This window comes from Sporolactobacillus sp. BBK16-2 (assembly GCF_059878335.1).
The window spans coordinates 2,384,422-2,401,837 of sequence record NZ_CM187611.1; the positions used below are offsets into that span (position 1 = coordinate 2,384,422).

Below are 17,416 nucleotides of genomic sequence, written 5' to 3' on the forward strand. Positions count from 1 at the left end.
TTAACCTTCTTTCCAATGGCGTCTGATTTTCTTGATCATAGCTATAGCGTCTCCGATCTTGACTTGAAACATGCACGACAGATCTGAATTCAGAGTTTTTCTTTGAAAAGTCGGTACAACATTTATTCTCGGACGATCACTGCAGAATCGTGAAACCCATGGCAAAATGGATGCCTTAATAGACCAAATGATTCCGCTAAGCAACGCTGTTTCCACAGCATCACCAGTCCCGCATGTCGTCACCCAAACCATATGTCTGACCACTACGCACTCCCCAAGATTCAATGAACGCAGCAATTTGAGTCCATTGTCCAAACGCTCATTCCATAATTTGAGACTGTCTTCCTGATCATTGTCTGAATCGTTACCCCCCGCTTTCCCGCCTGTTGTCTTTTTCTTCGCTTCTGACCTTTTCCTCGACTTAATCGTCCAAACTTGCCTTCCCCATAAATAAACTTCTGCACTCCAATGAAAATGATGCGCTCCGATCAGGAATTTGACGCGTATCGTGAGCGTGCTTCTCACAGCGATAAAATAAATCAGCAACAAGATACTCGCAAATAGTCCCGACAAAATGATGAACAGGCGCACCACAAACGCTCCTTTTTCATGCTTTTGTAAATAGTATCCGGTAAATAAGCCAAAAAAATACAAAAACCCGAGAGGACAAGCCTCCCGGGAATTAATAGTTAGTCAACATCTTTCGCTTTTTCACGCTGAAATTCACTTTTATCGCGGTGGCGCTTTTCAAGAACGCGCAACACACGATCAAAACCTACTCCTTGCTCGCGCAACATGACTAAGGTGTGATAGATCACATCGGAAACTTCCCACTCCAATTCAGCAACGGATCGATTCTTGGCAGCGATAATCACTTCGGAAGTTTCTTCTCCAATTTTCTTAAGGATCTTGTCAATTCCTTCGTTGAACAAGTAGGTCGTATACGTACCTTCCGGACGTTCTGCTTCACGCTCGGCTATCACATGCTCCAATTCGGCAAGAATTTCAAATCGGTCTGCTCCAGCAGCAACAGCTTCCTGCTTGTCGCTCTTTTCCGGAACAAAGCAGCTGTATTTTCCTGTATGACATGCCGGACCGGCTGGGTTTACTTTGATAAGCAAAGTATCAGCATCGCAATCCACCGACCAGTCTACAATTGTTTGCGTATTTCCTGAAGTCGCACCTTTGTGCCACAGTTCCTGGCGCTCGCGGCTAAAGAACCACGTCTCACCGCTCTCCTGCGATTTTGCAATCGATTCTTTGTTCATATAAGCCATCATGAGGATTTCCTTACTTTGCGCATCCTGAATAATTGCAGGAATGAGTCCGTTATTATCAAATTTTAGTGTTTCAACATTCATCGAATGGCCACTCCTTTTTGTTTTAAAAACGTCTTTACACTTGCGACTGACGTTTCTTTGTAATGAAAAATTGAGGCAGCAAGCGCAGCATCGGCTTTGCCTTCTTCAAAAGCATTGAGAAAATCAGCAGCTTTCCCGGCGCCTCCTGAAGCAATAACAGGAACATCAACCGCTTCGCTTATCTTCTTTGTCAGATTCAGTTCAAAGCCCTTCTTTTCCCCATCCTGATCCATACTCGTCAGCAATATTTCTCCTGCGCCGAGCGCAACCGCCTTCTTCGCCCACTCAACGGCATCAAGCGGCGTCTCTTTTTGTCCGCCATGGGTATAAACCTTATATGTACCTGTTTTCGGGCTCCATTTGGCATCTATGGCACACACGATGCATTGATTACCGAAAAAGTCGGCACCTTCTGCAATCAGCTGGGGATTTGCCACTGCTGAGCTGTTCAGAGATACCTTATCAGCACCTGCGCGCAACAGTGTTTTAATATTCTCCAGTGAATGGATGCCCCCGCCAACTGTGAATGGAATGTTGAGTTTTGCCGCAACCTGCTTCACGACTTCAACCATTGTATTTCGTCCTTCATTCGATGCCGATATATCAAGAAAAACAAGCTCATCCGCACCTTCATGATTGTAGAACATGGCAAGTTCCACGGGATCGCCGGCGTCGCGTAATTGAACAAATTGTTTTCCTTTAACGACACGCCCGTCTTTCACATCCAAGCAGGGAATGATTCGTTTTGCAAGCATCAGTGTTTCACCGCCTTGATCACATCGCTGAGCTCGATTTGTTTCGTATAGAGTGCTTTGCCAATAATCGCGCCGCTTACTCTTCGATTATTAATCATCTGCTTGACTTCTTCAAGTGTCGTCACGCCCCCGGATACAACAACAGGCTTGCCAATTTCATCGGCAAGCTGTTCGGCAGCTGCAACATTGGCGCCTTGGAGCGCGCCGTCCCTTGAGATATCCGTATAAATGAATTGCTCGGCACCCTCTTGAATCAATCGATTGGCGAGTTCGGCAGCGCTCAAATCAGAAACATCAAGCCAGCCTCGAACCGCAACCTTACCATTCTTCACATCCAGTCCGATAGCGACAGCTTCCGGGTAACAGTTTAACGCTAGTTTGCAAAATTCCGGATCACTGATTGCCGAACTGCCCAAAATGACACGTTTAATCCCTTGATTTAAATAGCTTTCCACCGTCTCAATTGAACGGATACCGCCTCCGACCTCGATATTGATCGGCACCTCTGCAGCCATTCGAGCGATTAAACCTTGATTGATCGGACGTCCGGCTTTAGCTCCGTCAAGATCGACGACATGAAGCCATTTGGCGCCTTGTTCAAAAAAAGAGCGCGCAATAGCGACTGGATCGTCACCATAAATCGTGGATTGATCATAATCACCTTGAAACAGCCGCACACATTTGCCATCGATTAAATCAATCGCAGGATATATTGTGAACATCAGCACTTCTCCTCTCCGCATGAACAGGTATCGCCTTTTTGAGACACCAGTCGCAAATAATTTTTTAACAAGGCCTGACCGAACGTACCACTTTTTTCCGGGTGGAACTGGGTCCCGAACACATGTCCCATGCCGACAATGGCAGGTACTTCACCGTAGTAATCTGCGGCAGCAATCAATGTATCGCGGTTTTTCAGTTCTGCATAGTAAGAATGAACAAAGTACGCATAATCCGGTTTTAACCCAAGCAGCAAAGGTGATTGGGCATCGACAAAAGTCAACGTATTCCAGCCCATGTGGGGCACTTTATAGCGAACTCCGTTATCGGATACACCGGCGAAACGAACGACACGACCGGGTATCAGACCAAGCCCTCCCGTTAGAACACCTTCTTCACTTTCATCAAACAGAAGCTGCATGCCGAGACAGATACCGAGTAGTGGTTTTGTTTGTGCGTAACGTCTCAAATAGTCACTTAAATGCTTCTCATTAAGTAAGCCCATGGCATCCTTAAAAGCGCCGACCCCCGGCAGAATCAATCCATCTGTCGTGTCCAGTTCACTCGGGTCATCACTGATGATATAAGATTGTTCGAGCCTTTTCAATGCCTGACTGAGACTATACAGGTTGCCCATGCCATAATCTACAATTCCGATCATCCCAGCGTTCCTTTCGTCGACAGAACCCCTTGAATTCTTGGATTTTGAACAGTCGCCGCGTCAAGGGCACGACCGAGTGCCTTAAATACCGATTCAATCATGTGGTGGGTATTTTCTCCATAACGGATGGTGACATGAAGATTCATCTGTGCCTCGATACATAGTTTATCAAGGAATTCTTTTACAAGCTCTGTATCGAATGTCCCGACCCTCTGCGAAGGAAGCTCTCCGTTAAAAACAAAATAGGGTCTCCCGCTTAAATCAATGGCGACCTCTGACAGTGCCTCATCCATCGGAACAACCGCATAGCCGTAGCGATTGATGCCCTTTTTATCGCCAATTGCCTCACGAATCGCTTTTCCGAGGCAAATTCCGATATCTTCAGTCGTATGGTGATCATCGACCTCAGTATCGCCTTGCGCATCCACATCAAGTGAAAACAGCCCGTGCTTGGTAAACAACGTAAGCATATGAGTCAGAAAAGGCACACCCGTCTCAAGATGTGATTCGCCATTTCCGTCAATGGAAAATTTTAGTTTAATTTGTGTCTCAAAAGTATCACGTTCCACGTAACCCGTTCGTTTATCCATGAATGACCGCACCTTTCATTCTTTTTTCTACCGCACGTGCGTGCCCTTCCAGTCCTTCAAATCGGGCAAATGCGGCAATTGCCTGTCCGTTCGCCTGAAGCGCCTCATCACTGTATTCAATGATACTTGAATGCTTGATAAAGCTTTCAACGCCAAGAGGACTGGCATAGCGTGCCGAACCATTGGTTGGGATAATATGATTCGGACCCGCGAAATAATCGCCAACCGGTTCCGAACTGTACTTGCCCAAGAAAATAGCGCCTGCATTATGGATCAATTCAAGAATTACATGCGGATCATGCGTCGCAAGCTCCAGATGTTCAGGTGCAATCCTGTTAATGACTGTCGCTGCTCCTCGAATATCCTTTACCAAAATAATTTTCCCCTGTTTGTTCACCGAAGCGGAGGCGATGTCAACACGTGGCAGATCCTGAAGCTGTTTTTCAATTTCTTTTTCTACATCCATTCCGAATGATTCGGAAGTCGTCACGAGCACCGGCATCGAGAGACGGTCGTGTTCAGCCTGGGACAAGAGATCCGCTGCAATCCATGCAGCATCAGCCGTCTCATCGGCCACAACAGCAATTTCACTTGGTCCTGCAAGACTGTCAATCGCAACATCGCCAAACACATGCTTTTTTGCGAGCATAACATAGAGGTTGCCGGGTCCGACAATCTTGTCCACTGGTTTTATTGATTCGGTTCCGTAAGCAAGCGCCGCTATGGCCTGCGCACCGCCAACTTGGTAAATTTCATGAATGCCGATCTCACGTGCCGCAGCAAGTACACCATCCGCAATCCGTCCGTTTTTTTGAGGAGGAGAAACGAGTACAACACGTTTTACTCCTGCCACAAGTGCCGGAATAGCGCCCATAAGAACTGATGATGGGTAGCAGGCCGTACCGCCGGGAACGTATACTCCGACCGAATCAAGTGCGGTTACTTTTTGACCAAGTACGACTCCCATATCCACGGTTTCTGTCCAAGACTTCGGTACTTGTTTTTCGTGAAAAGCGCGAATGTTCCTTGCTGCTTGTTTGATTGCTTCTAACACCTGTTCCGGAACACGAGATGCGGCCTCATGTTTCTCTTCCTCAGTCACACGAATGGATTCTAGATCAATCCCGTCAAACTGTTTCGTGTAGCTCTTCAATGCATTGTCTCCATCAGATTTCACGGTTGCGATGATGGATGCGACGGATTTTTGTGCCTCTTCCTTGGCTTCCACTTTTCTTTTGTTTAAGAAATCCAAATTTCCATCCTTAATCCATTCCAATCTTGGTCCCCTCCGTTGCTCTGATCATTTTTTCCACAATTTGATCGATCTGTGTTTTTTTCAATCGATAGCTGACCGGATTAACAATCAACCTTGAACTGATATCGAGGAGCCGGTCATACTCTACAAGTCCGTTTTCTTTCAGTGTCTGTCCCGAAGAAACGATATCAACGATGGCATCGGCAAGTCCTACAATTGGCGCCAATTCAATGGAACCGTTCAATGCGATCAAATCCACCTGTTCTCCGCGCCTGCGGTAAAAATCAGATGCGATGTTCGGATACTTTGTTGCGATCTTAAGAAAAGGATTACGGCTTTGATGACCCGGCAGCCCTGCGACCGCCATGTGACATTTGCTGATTCCCAAGTCAACCATTTCATACACATCTCTTCCACTTTCAAGCAATACATCTTTTCCGGAAATGCCAAGGTCTGCTGCCCCGTACTCAACGTAGGTCGGAACATCAACCGGCTTTGCGAGAATAAAGCGAAACGGTTCGGATTCCAAATCAAGAATCAGCTTCCGTGTTGTTTCGAAGGTATCCGGCAGCCGAAACCCGGCATTTCTTAGGAGCTTGCATGCATCACCGAAAATTCGTCCCTTAGGCATTGCTATTGTTATTACTGATTGATTCATTCTCCAGTCTCCGTTCTATCCAAAAAATAGTTGACCGATTCGAATTGTTGTTCGAATGTATCCGGGTTATCGATCCCATCCGCGTGTTGCAGAACAACGGCGTGGCCTTTTTCTCGTTCTTCAGCAGCAAATCGCATCGCAATTCCTGCGTTTTCGCGGTTATAAATGACTGCACTTTTGCGCTTGGATCTTTTATCATCAGGAATTTTAATGGCGCTCATCAGCCGGTCAAGCCGAATTCCGAATCCGGTGGCAGGACATGGGCGGTTAAATTTCGCAAGCAGATCATCATATCTTCCTCCGCTCGCAACCGGAAATCCGAGATTACCACCGAATCCTTGAAAAACGAATCCGGTGTAATAACTTAAATGAGGTACAAGAGTGATATCCAAATCGATCTGCGATTCTAAATGATCCAGTTTGAGCAAGTGAATCAATTCTAAAATATTTCGATAATAAGAATGCACCGGAGTTGCGGAACCCGACACCAAGGTTTCAATGTACGCCAATGTTTCTTCATTGTTCATTCTTCTGGAGTCAACAAATGCGTTCAGTCGTTTTGCTGCATCGATCGGCAGATTCAGTGATGCTACATATTCATGAAAGCCGACATCGTTTTTATTGTACAGCAGGTTTCGCAGCTGTTTTACAATTTCTTTATCCTTAACAAGATCATAGAAAAAGGCGTTCACAAAACCGACATGACCAACGGCAAGCCTCACTGACGCAAGTCCGCTTTTCTCAAGAAGGCTCATCATTAATGAAATCACTTCTACATCTGCATATGGCGTTGCATCGCCAATGAGTTCTGCCCCCGTCTGTTCGAATTCGCTTGGGTGGCCGCCTTCCTTACGCTGACTACGATAAAGATCTGCCGTGTACGACAGGCGAAGAGGAAGCGGTGCATTTCTCAAGCTCGATGCCGCTATTCTGGCAATCGGCGTCGTCATATCGGGCCGCAAAACCACAGGATGCCCTTCAGCATCTAGAAATTTAAAGAGACGATTGTCGGCAATTGCCGATGCCCGACCAATCGTTTCCGCATATTCCAAAGCGGGAGTCTTAATAAAATCGTACCCCCAGCGCTGCAGCTCACGCTGAAAGATAAGTTCTAATCGTGAAATTTCCTGTTGTGCTCGCGGTAATGTATCACGCAGTCCGAGCGGCTTTTCAAACATATAGGGTTGTGACATCAATCTTTTCTCCCTCTCAAAATTCATTCTCTTTATTTTATTATGTATGAAATGGATAATAAAAGAAAATCCCGTTACTTTATCTCATTAGCATAGTAAAGCATGTAATGTGTATTTTAGAGGAAATACTGGAAATAGTCAATAGGTTCTATTCTTTTTCCGAATTCATTCAGTCGTATAAATATAATAAAGGTACCTGTTTCTGCAGCCCCATCGCTGCATAAGTGCGTGTACATTTTGACACCCATACAATCCAATAACAGAACAAATTGAAAAAGAGCGGCCGAAGCCGCTCTTTAAAGATCTTTTTTGAAGGTTCATTCAAGATTAGAACTTGCCGCTGCTCAATGCAGTTGCTACGAGGCGTTTCGTAATTTCACCACCAACAGAACCGTTGGCACGTGAAGTTGTATCAGGGCCAAGTTGTACACCAAATTCAGAAGCGATTTCCGTTTTCATTTGTTCAAGTGCTTTTTCTGCACCTGGAACAAGGATCTGATTGCTATTATTTTCTGCCATGTCTCTCACCTCCTTGTGCCATTATATTGTGCAGAGTCTAAGTTCTACATGCACAAGGAGGAATGGTAATTATTGCAATTCAATGATCAGATCAAAAATTCTCCGATTATAAGAGCTCGCTCACAGCATCCTGATTTGAATCGTTATCAATCACAATCGTTTCAATACCTTCTACTGCTTCATTTACTAATGCATCAACTGCAAGCTTGCGTTCAAAACGCTCCGCATGAATTCGATCCGGGCGCGTTCTCGGTGCCTTAGGCAGAAAAATGGTACAGCAATCTTCGTACGGACGAATGGAAATTTCATACGTATCAATCTGTTTTGCGATCTTAGCAATATCAATCTTATCCATTGTAATTAACGGACGAAGGATCGGAAGATTGGTTACAGCATTGATTGTATTCATGCTCTCCAGAGTCTGACTTGCCACCTGTCCCAAGCTTTCTCCAGTTGCGAGAGCCAAAGCTCCCCGTTTAACAGCCGTTTTTTCTGCAATACGAAACATCAGACGACGCATAATCGTAATTCGATAATCCTCAGGTACCGCATCGCGAATCGCGACTTGAGCATTCGTGAAAGGTACAAGATGCAAAACAAACTTGCCACCGAACTCACGCAGTTTATTTGATAAATCCATCACTTTTTGTTTGGCACGATCACTTGTATAAGGAGGACTTTGAAAATGAATGGCTTCAATCAAAGCTCCTCGTTTCGCTGTTAAATAGGCGGCAACCGGGCTGTCAATTCCACCGGACAAGAGCAGCATGACCTTTCCACTGGTGCCTACCGGAAGACCGCCGACACCGATGACTTCTTTACCATAGATACGTGCTTCATGGTAGCCCACTTCAACGCGTATCATTAAGTCAGGATTGTGCACATCAACACTCAGCCAATCGCAATGCTTTAAAACATCTCCGCCCAGTTCCTGATTTAACTCGCTTCCATGAATTGGATAACGCTTATCTTTTCGACGCGCGGCAATTTTAAATGTTTGAGCACCTTTTTCCTGCTCAGCTACTCTAAGAACGCCTGCACGGATCTCATTAAGATCAGTACCTACTTTAATCGCCGGCGAGATATTCTGAATGCCAAAAACCTTCTTCAGAACAGCAAGCACATCAGCCGATTTTTCATTATTTAGTTTAATTTCCAAATCATCAAAATGGCGTTTAATCTCAGCCTGAGGAAATCGGCGCAGCTTTTCACGTACATCATTTTCCAACTTGACAACAAATTGTTTTTTGTTCTTGCCCTTCAAGGTGATTTCTCCGAAACGAACCACCAAATAGTCATAAATCACTCAGTTCACCTCATTACCGTCTTTAACTGACCAACTTTTTCGGTCAGCGTTTGTAAAAATACATCAAGGTCCGATTCTGTTGTCTCGTAAGCCATACTGATTCGTATTGCCTGTTCGGCTTCCTGATCTGATATGCCCATAGCCGTTAGTATCCCACTTGCACCGCTTTCTTTTGATGAGCAAGCAGATTTGGTCGACACATAAATTTCATTCTTTTCTAAGGCATGCACCAGCACTTCGGATTTAATTCCAAGAAGCGACACATTGACAATACTCGGAGCAGACAATTGTTGCGGTGTATGAATAACGGCCCCATCGATATGCGCCAATCCATCAAACAATTGCTTTTGCAGCTTCGTTAAATGATCGATACCTTCGCGTTCATTCTCCAATGTCATGCGAAGTGCCTTGACCATCCCGCAAATGCCTGGCAAATTTTCAGTACCTGACCGGAGCTGATGCTCTTGACCGCCGCCTGCGAACAATGGAGAAAGCTGTGTCCCTTTACGTACGTAAAGTATCCCGGTACCTTTTGGTCCATGAATTTTATGTCCGGAAATCGTACACAGATCAATACCGCTTTCCATTAAATGCAGCGGAACCTTTGAAAAGCCTTGAACATTATCAACATGAAAGACAGTCTTCGGCTTCTGCTTCAAAAATTCACCGATTTGTTTAATCGGCTGAATCGTGCCCACTTCGTTATTTACATGCATCATGGACACTAGAATTGTATCCTCGCGATATGCATTTACAAATTCATTAAATGATACCCGACCATCGGTGTTAACCGGCAAATAAGTGACTTCAAACCCAAGCTCTTCCAATTGAGCAAATGCATTGCCAGCCGAGGCATGCTCAATAGCAGTTGTGATTAAATGCCTGCCCCGGTTCCGATAGGCGAATGCTGCACCTTTAATCGCAAGATTGTTTCCCTCCGTACCTCCGGAAGTAAACACGATTTCATTCGGTTCGATACCAAGCAGTGCAGCTGCCTGCTCGCGTGAGCGCGTGAGGAGATGCTCGCTCTTTCCGCCTAAGCTATGGAGCGAGGACGGATTAGCAAAATATTGTTCAGAAACCGTTTGATAGGTGTCCATAACTTCCGGATACGGTTTCGTTGTTGCACTGTTGTCTAAATAAATCATGAAAATAGGTGACTCCTTTCAGAAAATCTCAAGGTTCGGCATAAAGACTTTTATTCATTACTGCCCACCTTGCCTGAATCTTAACATGAGTTTTTCATTTTTGTCATCATTCAGGCTTGGCGGCCGGCAAATAGTTCAGCACGCTTTAATATCTTCGGTTCTTTCTTTTCGATTGCACGGACTGCAGTTTCTACCGACGCTTGATAGTCGTAATTTCTAAAATACTGTTCTGCTGTTTTTAATGCCTGTTCAATTTCAGGATTATCTGTTCGATAACGGTTGCCATATTGAATCATTTCCTCAGCAAAGTTTGCCGTATCAACCAGTTTTTCCGCTTGTTGGAATACGTCATCGATGTCTTCGCCTGCTTGGGCAAGCAATGTCTGAACGGTTGACATATTTAATGGCTTTTCATCCAGCTTCTGATACACAGACTTAAGCTGTTCACCAGCCTTTTGCAATGCTGTTGCGAACGAGCCGGGTACTCCCGGCAGATTGCTCTTAAGGACTACTTGTTTTGTTTCAAATAAATGGCGTTTTAACTGTTGAATCTGATTGCGCGCATTCATTTCATCTTTGCGCAGTGCTTTAATTTTTTCATTGAATTCGTCTGCCACCGTCTCCATGTCCGTCAATTCCGTTTTTAAGCGTTCAAGCTTAACAAAGATTGAACTGAATGCCTCCTCGTTGCCATCTTCCTGCGTTTCAGTGAATACACTTTCCAGCTTTTGAAACGATTTGCTCAGATCACGCTGCATTTTCAAATCATCATCGGTTATATGATAGCTGTCCCTGATGTTTTCGGTCTCATCATTCAGCTGCTTAATTTTTTCCTCGACACGATTCAAATTATCTTCAAGAGGCGGCGTTATTTCTTTAAGTCTGCGCCTGCTGACCACTTCTTTTTCAAGCTGTGTATAGAGCCAGTCCAGCTGCTCATGAACACCTTTCAATCCTTCGCTTGTTTCATCTAGCTCAAGATGGTCAACTGCTGTTACAAGCAGTTGGCGGTGTTTCTCAGCCTCTTCCAGCTGACTGTCCATTTGCAGATGTGCCAATAAGTAGCCTTGTTCAGTCATCTCTTGCTCGCCTTGACGAAGCTCGCGCATCTGATCCGGAATGTTCTTTTCAAGATCGTGATACAATTCCGGAACACGTTTGATTTGATCACCAAGCTGATCGGCATATTGCCTGACACTGATTAATATTTGCCGTGCGTCTAAATAATTTCCGTTCTCTGTCTCCGACTCATATTTCTTCAGTTTGTCTTCAGTTTCTTTAATGGAACTTTCGAGTGCGGGGAGTGTCCGGCCAAATTGGCTTCGTTTTGTGATAATGTCCTTCTTTATCTGATGAACAATCTCTTTAATCGGTGTAACGTCTTCGCGATTTTTCGTTTCACTCTCCACAATGATATTGAGCTCGTTTAAGATTTCCTCAATATGCTTCTCAATCGTGTCCATCTTTTTGTTCACGTCTTTTATAAGAAGCTCTGCTTTATGAAAACGATACTTTTCCGTCAGTTCTTCCGCATTGAAAAGTGTCTCTTCGATCCCGGGCAGTGACTGACTCATAATCGTGTCCCAGTCCTTATGCCATTTATCAAATTTTGTTTCCGTATCTCCAGCCATATTCAGCTGTTTAATTTTCGAAAGCTCTTTAGCCATCGGACGATTCATGAGCTCCACTCGGCGCCTCTCCGACTGATCAATTTCGCCAAATGTTCTCTTTCTCATCCAAGTGCCGTAAGCAATAATAAAGACAATAATTAAGATTAGACCGACTAAAACAAACAACATACGGAATTTCCCCCATTCTCGCATGGAACGCACACATTGTTGTAATGATTATATTGTAACAAAATAAAGTGATTTAAGGTCAATAAATTAAAGAAACTGTCGATTTTAATGTGATAAGATTGCAGGTAAAATAAAACTCGCCAGCTCCGAATGATCTCTGACGAGTGCTTTAACATTTCGACATCTGTATAAATGATCTTCGGTTAGCAATAAAATTTCTCCTGATTGATGGCCATCGCAATAAATAATACACTCAAGGAATCGGGACGGAAACAATCAAAACTCTTCATATGTAGAAGTGTAGAAGCACATTGAATCATAACTCTTCTGCTTCTTATCAAGAACACCATTAGTGACTTATTCCGATTGATTAAACAGGCGGTATGCCCAGTCATGAATGTGACGGGTATATTGTTCAAGAAAGCTGCGCCCACTTGGCTGCATGAAATAAACTTCTCTTAAATATTGCGGCTGAAGAAACGGCATGATGATCATGTCTCGATACTCAATGACCACAAACTCCGCTTGCAATTGATTCGTCCGGCTATCACTTAATACTTGCTTAAAAATGCGTTCAAAAAGAAACTTTTCCTTCACTAAATAGCTGGACATCAGTTCCCGCACCAGTTGATTGTCCAGTGTCATTTCACGATGGACAAAGCGTGAAAGATAAAAATAACGCTGCTGATAACGGATTAATTGTTCTGCGATGGTGGTCAATCGTTCTGCAGGCGATGCCTGCTCCTTCGAATCTTGTTCTGATTTTTCCAACGTGCTGAGATAACCTTCAAAAAACGCAGCCATTAAATGTTCTAATAACCCCTGTTTTCCACCAAAATAATAAGAGACAAGCGCGATATTTACCCCGGCATCCGATGCAATCGCACGCACAGATACTCCGTCATAGCCGCTCATATTAAATAATTTAAGCGCTGAGTGAATGACCGCGTCTTTCGATTTTTTTCCGCTTGCTGGATCCACGCTCTTAGTCGGCATCCCGTGATCCCCTCTCTTTTATTGACTGGGCCGGCTTCCATTGACCTCTTTACTATAAACGTTCGTCTTAAATGGCGTCTACCCTTTTAAAACCATTCGACATATATGCTGAAAAATTCGATTCATTCTGCTAAAATTAAGGTACTTTCTCTTTTGATCGGGGTGAAAAGAAATGAATTCTGTCAATATAACAAGAATTCAAGTGCTTGAATCACTAATTAAGGACGAATCAAACCAAATAGCGAACCTGGCGAATGCTTCAGCATGGCTGAACGAATGCCTCGATACAATAAATTGGGTCGGCTTCTATCTTACCGAGGACAATGAGCTTGTCCTCGGTCCTTTTCAAGGGAAAACAGCTTGTGTGCGTATCACCATGGGAAAAGGTGTATGCGGAACTGCTGCCCAAAAACGAGAAATTCTTCGCGTACCTGATGTTCATGAATTTCCCGGTCACATTGCCTGTGATGCGGCATCACGCTCAGAAATTGTGATTCCCCTAATCAAAGACGGTGAACTGCTCGGCGTGCTTGATATTGATAGTCCGGTTTGCGACCGTTTTTCCGAGGACGACCAGCAATTTCTTGAGGCATATGCGGAAACCTTGGTTGCTTATTTATAAGCTTGACAAATCATTCTTGAAAAAGGTATAATTGCGTTCGTGTAAAATGAGGCAGCACTGTATGGGTCTAAAGCCTTTCTATTTTGTTCCTCTTGTTAGAAAGAGGTGTACTGCGTAACCTAGACTGCCTGGGCGAAGGTGCAAGATAGCAAAATATCTTTAGCTCGCATGCAGAGGTGTCATTTTATACCGACCAGAGTGTGTTAATGGCGGAATGATCTGTCTTGCAACACATTCGAATAAAATGACGAAGGAGGAGTCATTCAATGGCTCGCTATACTGGTCCGGTTTGGAAAAAATCACGTCGTTTGGGTATTTCACTCAGCGGCACAGGTAAAGAACTTGAAAGGCGCCCATATGCTCCGGGACAACACGGTCCGACTCAACGTATTAAGTTGTCTGAATATGGTCGTCAACAACAAGAAAAACAGAAGCTGCGTTTCATGTATGGAATTAACGAACGTCAATTCCGCCGCATTTTTGACGATGCTGCAAAAATGAAAGGCGTTCACGGTGAAAACTTCATGATTCTGCTTGAATCTCGTCTCGATAATCTTGTTTATCGTCTCGGTCTTGCAAGAACACGCAGACAGTCACGCCAGCTTGTCAATCACGGACATATCACCGTTAACGGCAAACGCGTTGACATTCCGTCTTATCGTGTAAAACCAGGCGAAACAATCGGCGTTCGCGAAAAATCACGTAACCTCGTGATTATCAAGGATTCTTTGGAAACGAACACATTCGTTCCGGAATACTTGACTTTTGACGAAAAAACGCTGGAAGGTACCTATGCACGACTTCCAGAACGTTCAGAGCTCCCTGCGGAAATCACAGAAGCGATGATCGTCGAATTCTATTCAAAATAATCGATCTTGTTGTGAAGAACCTTTCCGCTTCGGCAGAAAGGTTTTTTATTTTACAAAATGAAAACAGTATAATGAACTTTTGATGAATGGCTTTCGTATATATGGATCTTCTGCTCACTGCGTGCACATCCTTTACACAACGCGGGAGTCGTTTGTTCGCTTTTTCCTTTTCAACCTTTGCCATTTACGCTAATATATAAGGAGCTTTAATTAAATTTTTCAGAATGTTGCATCCTAAAAACGATTATATTCTAGATTTTTAGAGGAGATTTGCGAATGCATGCCCCATTGAAAAACATTTCCGATTTTTTCGACCGATTGGCGGAAAAGTGGGCTTCAAGCTCAATTATTCAAACGTTACAATCCATAGCCGGTATTATTTGGAACTCACTGCTGCTTACCTTATCCATTGTCATTATTGGATTATTTTTTGCGGCTGGCACCGTTTCTGGCTATTTCGCTGCACTTGTACGTGATCAGCCCGTGCTCAGCTATAAGACACTAAAGAAAGATATTACCAATTATTCAGAGAGTAGTGTCAGTTATTTTGCAGGAAACATCCCCATAGGTAAAATGAACAGTGATCTCGTACGTACAAAGACAAAATTGAGTGATATGTCTCCTTATTTGATTCATGCTGTAGTCGCAACAGAGGACGAGCTTTTTTATCAGCACCATGGCGTTGTGCCCAAAGCTGTCCTTCGTGCCAGTGCTGAAGAGTTACTCAATAAGCCGCAAGTTACCGGCGGCAGCTCGATCACTCAGCAGCTCGTAAAGAATCAAATTCTGACTAATGAAGTGTCACTTGACCGCAAGTTTAAAGAAATATTGCTTGCGTTGCGCGTCGATCGATTTTTCACAAAAGATGAAATTCTTGAATCCTATCTCAACATGGCTTCATTCGGACGGGATGCCTCCGGTAAAAATGTCGCCGGTGCTTCGGCAGCTGCCGAAGGAATTTTCGGTGTCAAACCAAATAAGCTTTCGCTCCCTCAAGCAGCGTTTATCGCCGGTATGCCAAAGAATCCCTTTACATACTCCCCATTTCAGAATCACGGCGGTTTAAAAAAAGATCTGTCTGCCGGGATCAATCGGGCTCATACGGTACTTAACCGCATGTACGCCGCAGGTTACATTAACAAAGAACAATTGGACAAGGCATTGACCTACGATTATAAAAAACATTTTGCTAAAGCAGGTAAATCAATTAACAGCGATTACCCCTACCTGTCAAAAGAAGTGCAGAACCGTTCGAGCATTATCCTGGCAAAGCTAATGGCGCAAAAACAAGGCTACAGCAGTGATACGCTGTACGATGATTATACAAACTATAAAAAAGTGGTCTACGAGCATAGTCATGTGTATCCAAAGCGAAGTCTGGAAGAAATTGCTAAAATGCATAAATATAACTATACTTCAATTAAAAATCATTACTCGCTATTTACTGAATTTATGAGAAACGCATCACTTGATTTAGAAAACGGCGGTTACCGCATTTACACAACCATTAACAAACCAATCTATGACGATATGGAATCATTTGCCCGTAATTATTCTGGTTACAGTCCTGACCAGTACGCAAAAAATAACAATGGGCAAATCATGGAAGTGAAAAACAAGAATGGCAAAATGGAAAAAGTCATAGATCCGATGCAGGTCGGTTCTGTTCTTATTGATAACAAAACCGGACAGATTGTCAGCTTTGTCGGAGGACGCGGCTTTGACAGCTCACAGTTAAATTATGCAACTGAAGTGCCTCGCCAGAACGGCTCGACTATGAAACCATTGCTTGTCTATGCACCAGCAATGGAACTAGGATTGATCCAACCAGGCTCAATCGTTCCCGACCTTCCCTATAAGCGGATTGTCAATGGCGTAACGTATAAGCCTACCGATTATGGTTCAACCACGTCGACTTCGTCGTTTCACGGCTTTGAGACTGCTCGCGCGGCGTTGGCAGCATCGCACAACGTACCAGCTGTCAGTGTCTTTACGCGATTAAGTGCTGCTACTAACAAGGCGCCGGACTATCTGAAAAAGATGGGCATCACCTCGCTGGTCGGATCAGACGGATATAATGTCTCTGCAGCGCTTGGCGGCATTACAAAGGGCATAACCATAGAGGAAAACACGAATGCGTATACAACATTCGCAAACGACGGAAAATTTATTGATGCCTACATGATTGATAAAATTACAGACAGCAGTGGAACGATCATTTATCAGCACAAAACAAAGTCCGTAAAAGTTTTCTCAGAACAAACAAATTATCTCATGCTGGACATGATGCGCGATGTCTTTAAATACGGAACAGGTGCTTCTCTGCCCCGTATGCTCAATTTTTCGGCTGATTGGGCAGGAAAAACGGGAACGTCACAGGACTGGCGTGACGGCTGGCTTGTCGCATCTAATCCCAATATTACTATGGGGGTTTGGATCGGCTACGCTCATAATCAACAGCTTAACCGGAGCACCTATTCGAATCAGAGCAAACAGCTCTTTGCCGGGTTTGCCAACAGTGCTTATAATATAGACCCAGATTTAATGGCTCCTAAGGAACACTTCAAGCAACCCCAGGGGGTAAAAAAGGAAACCTATTGCGGACTGACAGATGGCAAGCCGACCGCCTATTGCAAAGCTGCGGGCTTTGAGGTTAACGATTTAATCAATGAAAAATATACACCGACGGAAGCAATTGAAGCGCTCGAGCCTTTCAACCAGATGCAGCAGCAGAATGATCAGCCGGTTGTCGATCAAGATCAACCTGATGAAAACCAGCCGCAGGATGAAAATAAAACGGATGAGAGCGGCCTCTTTAGAATTAAACCGGATTTCTTAAAATCACGTTTCCCATACACAGACTTAAGTGCGGCTAATCCGGGAGTTCTCGGCAAAATCCGTCCTTAAAGGCACCTTTAATCAATCCAAAAAGCCCTCTGGCTAAGGTATATAACCTTAGCCAGA

Annotated in this window: 17 protein-coding genes; 3 read left to right on the forward strand and 14 right to left on the reverse strand. The window is 44.2% G+C overall.

Annotated elements, in window-relative coordinates:
* The 14 genes from AC6F33_RS11890 to refZ all read right to left on the reverse strand — a co-directional run bounded on the left by AC6F33_RS11890 (position 1) and on the right by refZ (position 12,961).
* The gene (locus tag AC6F33_RS11890; protein ID WP_500777147.1) at positions 1-591 is read right to left on the reverse strand and encodes a DUF2953 domain-containing protein; all 591 of its coding nucleotides are present in this window, start codon (positions 589-591) and stop codon (positions 1-3) included.
* A gap of 98 nt (positions 592-689) precedes the next feature.
* Positions 690-1,361, reverse strand: a complete 672-nt coding sequence (hisIE, locus tag AC6F33_RS11895; protein ID WP_255745793.1) for a bifunctional phosphoribosyl-AMP cyclohydrolase/phosphoribosyl-ATP diphosphatase HisIE — start codon at positions 1,359-1,361, stop codon at positions 690-692.
* Entirely contained in the window at positions 1,358-2,116 is a 759-nt protein-coding gene (hisF, locus tag AC6F33_RS11900; RefSeq protein ID WP_255745795.1) for an imidazole glycerol phosphate synthase subunit HisF, read from the reverse strand. Before hisF ends, hisIE begins: the two co-directional genes overlap by 4 nt.
* Entirely contained in the window at positions 2,116-2,838 is a 723-nt protein-coding gene (gene hisA, locus AC6F33_RS11905) for a 1-(5-phosphoribosyl)-5-[(5-phosphoribosylamino)methylideneamino]imidazole-4-carboxamide isomerase (protein ID WP_500777148.1), read from the reverse strand. Before hisA ends, hisF begins: the two co-directional genes overlap by 1 nt.
* Positions 2,838-3,497: an imidazole glycerol phosphate synthase subunit HisH gene (hisH, locus tag AC6F33_RS11910; protein ID WP_500777149.1), complete on the reverse strand. Its 660-nt coding sequence runs from the start codon at positions 3,495-3,497 to the stop codon at positions 2,838-2,840. Before hisH ends, hisA begins: the two co-directional genes overlap by 1 nt.
* Positions 3,494-4,087 carry an imidazoleglycerol-phosphate dehydratase HisB gene (gene hisB / locus AC6F33_RS11915; protein ID WP_255745801.1) on the reverse strand — a complete coding sequence of 198 codons (594 nt, stop codon included), beginning with the start codon at positions 4,085-4,087 and terminating at the stop codon, positions 3,494-3,496. The genes hisH and hisB overlap by 4 nt, the downstream gene beginning before the upstream one ends.
* Positions 4,080-5,363 (reverse strand): histidinol dehydrogenase, encoded by a 1,284-nt coding sequence (hisD, locus tag AC6F33_RS11920; protein ID WP_480948442.1) that lies wholly within the window; start codon positions 5,361-5,363, stop codon positions 4,080-4,082. The genes hisB and hisD overlap by 8 nt, the downstream gene beginning before the upstream one ends.
* Entirely contained in the window at positions 5,350-6,000 is a 651-nt protein-coding gene (hisG, locus tag AC6F33_RS11925) for an ATP phosphoribosyltransferase (protein ID WP_480948443.1), read from the reverse strand. Before hisG ends, hisD begins: the two co-directional genes overlap by 14 nt.
* Positions 5,997-7,193, reverse strand: a complete 1,197-nt coding sequence (locus AC6F33_RS11930) for an ATP phosphoribosyltransferase regulatory subunit (RefSeq protein WP_480948444.1) — start codon at positions 7,191-7,193, stop codon at positions 5,997-5,999. The genes hisG and AC6F33_RS11930 overlap by 4 nt, the downstream gene beginning before the upstream one ends.
* 327 nt (positions 7,194-7,520) lie before the next feature.
* Positions 7,521-7,712: an alpha/beta-type small acid-soluble spore protein gene (locus tag AC6F33_RS11935; protein WP_093671926.1), complete on the reverse strand. Its 192-nt coding sequence runs from the start codon at positions 7,710-7,712 to the stop codon at positions 7,521-7,523.
* A gap of 106 nt (positions 7,713-7,818) precedes the next feature.
* Complete coding sequence (thiI, locus tag AC6F33_RS11940) at positions 7,819-9,018, reverse strand: tRNA uracil 4-sulfurtransferase ThiI (RefSeq protein WP_255745811.1); 1,200 nt, start codon at positions 9,016-9,018, stop codon at positions 7,819-7,821.
* 5 nt (positions 9,019-9,023) lie between these two features.
* Positions 9,024-10,166 (reverse strand): cysteine desulfurase family protein, encoded by a 1,143-nt coding sequence (locus AC6F33_RS11945; protein ID WP_255745813.1) that lies wholly within the window; start codon positions 10,164-10,166, stop codon positions 9,024-9,026.
* A 110-nt stretch (positions 10,167-10,276) separates the two neighbouring features.
* Positions 10,277-11,965, reverse strand: a complete 1,689-nt coding sequence (locus tag AC6F33_RS11950) for a septation ring formation regulator EzrA (RefSeq protein ID WP_255745815.1) — start codon at positions 11,963-11,965, stop codon at positions 10,277-10,279.
* A gap of 357 nt (positions 11,966-12,322) precedes the next feature.
* Positions 12,323-12,961: a forespore capture DNA-binding protein RefZ gene (gene refZ / locus AC6F33_RS11955; protein WP_255745817.1), complete on the reverse strand. Its 639-nt coding sequence runs from the start codon at positions 12,959-12,961 to the stop codon at positions 12,323-12,325.
* Between the two features lie 172 nt (positions 12,962-13,133).
* On the opposite strand from refZ, the gene AC6F33_RS11960 reads away from it, so the two are divergent.
* From AC6F33_RS11960 to AC6F33_RS11970, 3 genes are all read left to right on the forward strand, one after another.
* Positions 13,134-13,583: a GAF domain-containing protein gene (locus AC6F33_RS11960; protein WP_500777150.1), complete on the forward strand. Its 450-nt coding sequence runs from the start codon at positions 13,134-13,136 to the stop codon at positions 13,581-13,583.
* 266 nt (positions 13,584-13,849) lie between these two features.
* Complete coding sequence (rpsD, locus tag AC6F33_RS11965) at positions 13,850-14,452, forward strand: 30S ribosomal protein S4 (RefSeq protein ID WP_255745821.1); 603 nt, start codon at positions 13,850-13,852, stop codon at positions 14,450-14,452.
* A 276-nt stretch (positions 14,453-14,728) separates the two neighbouring features.
* Positions 14,729-17,359, forward strand: a complete 2,631-nt coding sequence (locus AC6F33_RS11970; protein WP_500777151.1) for a transglycosylase domain-containing protein — start codon at positions 14,729-14,731, stop codon at positions 17,357-17,359.
* Positions 17,360-17,416 lie beyond the last annotated feature (57 nt).

Bases quoted from the DNA above. Each gene is read 5' to 3' on its own strand.
- hisIE (WP_255745793.1), bottom strand. From the start codon at position 1,361: ATGAATGTTGAAACACTAAAATTTGATAATAACGGACTCATTCCTGCA.
- hisF (WP_255745795.1), bottom strand. From the start codon at position 2,116: ATGCTTGCAAAACGAATCATTCCCTGCTTGGATGTGAAAGACGGGCGT.
- hisA (WP_500777148.1), bottom strand. From the start codon at position 2,838: ATGTTCACAATATATCCTGCGATTGATTTAATCGATGGCAAATGTGTG.
- hisH (WP_500777149.1), bottom strand. From the start codon at position 3,497: ATGATCGGAATTGTAGATTATGGCATGGGCAACCTGTATAGTCTCAGT.
- hisB (WP_255745801.1), bottom strand. From the start codon at position 4,087: ATGGATAAACGAACGGGTTACGTGGAACGTGATACTTTTGAGACACAA.
- hisG (WP_480948443.1), bottom strand. From the start codon at position 6,000: ATGAATCAATCAGTAATAACAATAGCAATGCCTAAGGGACGAATTTTC.
- AC6F33_RS11930 (WP_480948444.1), bottom strand. From the start codon at position 7,193: ATGTCACAACCCTATATGTTTGAAAAGCCGCTCGGACTGCGTGATACA.
- AC6F33_RS11935 (WP_093671926.1), bottom strand. From the start codon at position 7,712: ATGGCAGAAAATAATAGCAATCAGATCCTTGTTCCAGGTGCAGAAAAA.
- AC6F33_RS11945 (WP_255745813.1), bottom strand. From the start codon at position 10,166: ATGATTTATTTAGACAACAGTGCAACAACGAAACCGTATCCGGAAGTT.
- AC6F33_RS11950 (WP_255745815.1), bottom strand. From the start codon at position 11,965: ATGTTGTTTGTTTTAGTCGGTCTAATCTTAATTATTGTCTTTATTATT.
- refZ (WP_255745817.1), bottom strand. From the start codon at position 12,961: ATGCCGACTAAGAGCGTGGATCCAGCAAGCGGAAAAAAATCGAAAGAC.
- AC6F33_RS11960 (WP_500777150.1), top strand. From the start codon at position 13,134: ATGAATTCTGTCAATATAACAAGAATTCAAGTGCTTGAATCACTAATT.
- rpsD (WP_255745821.1), top strand. From the start codon at position 13,850: ATGGCTCGCTATACTGGTCCGGTTTGGAAAAAATCACGTCGTTTGGGT.
- AC6F33_RS11970 (WP_500777151.1), top strand. From the start codon at position 14,729: ATGCATGCCCCATTGAAAAACATTTCCGATTTTTTCGACCGATTGGCG.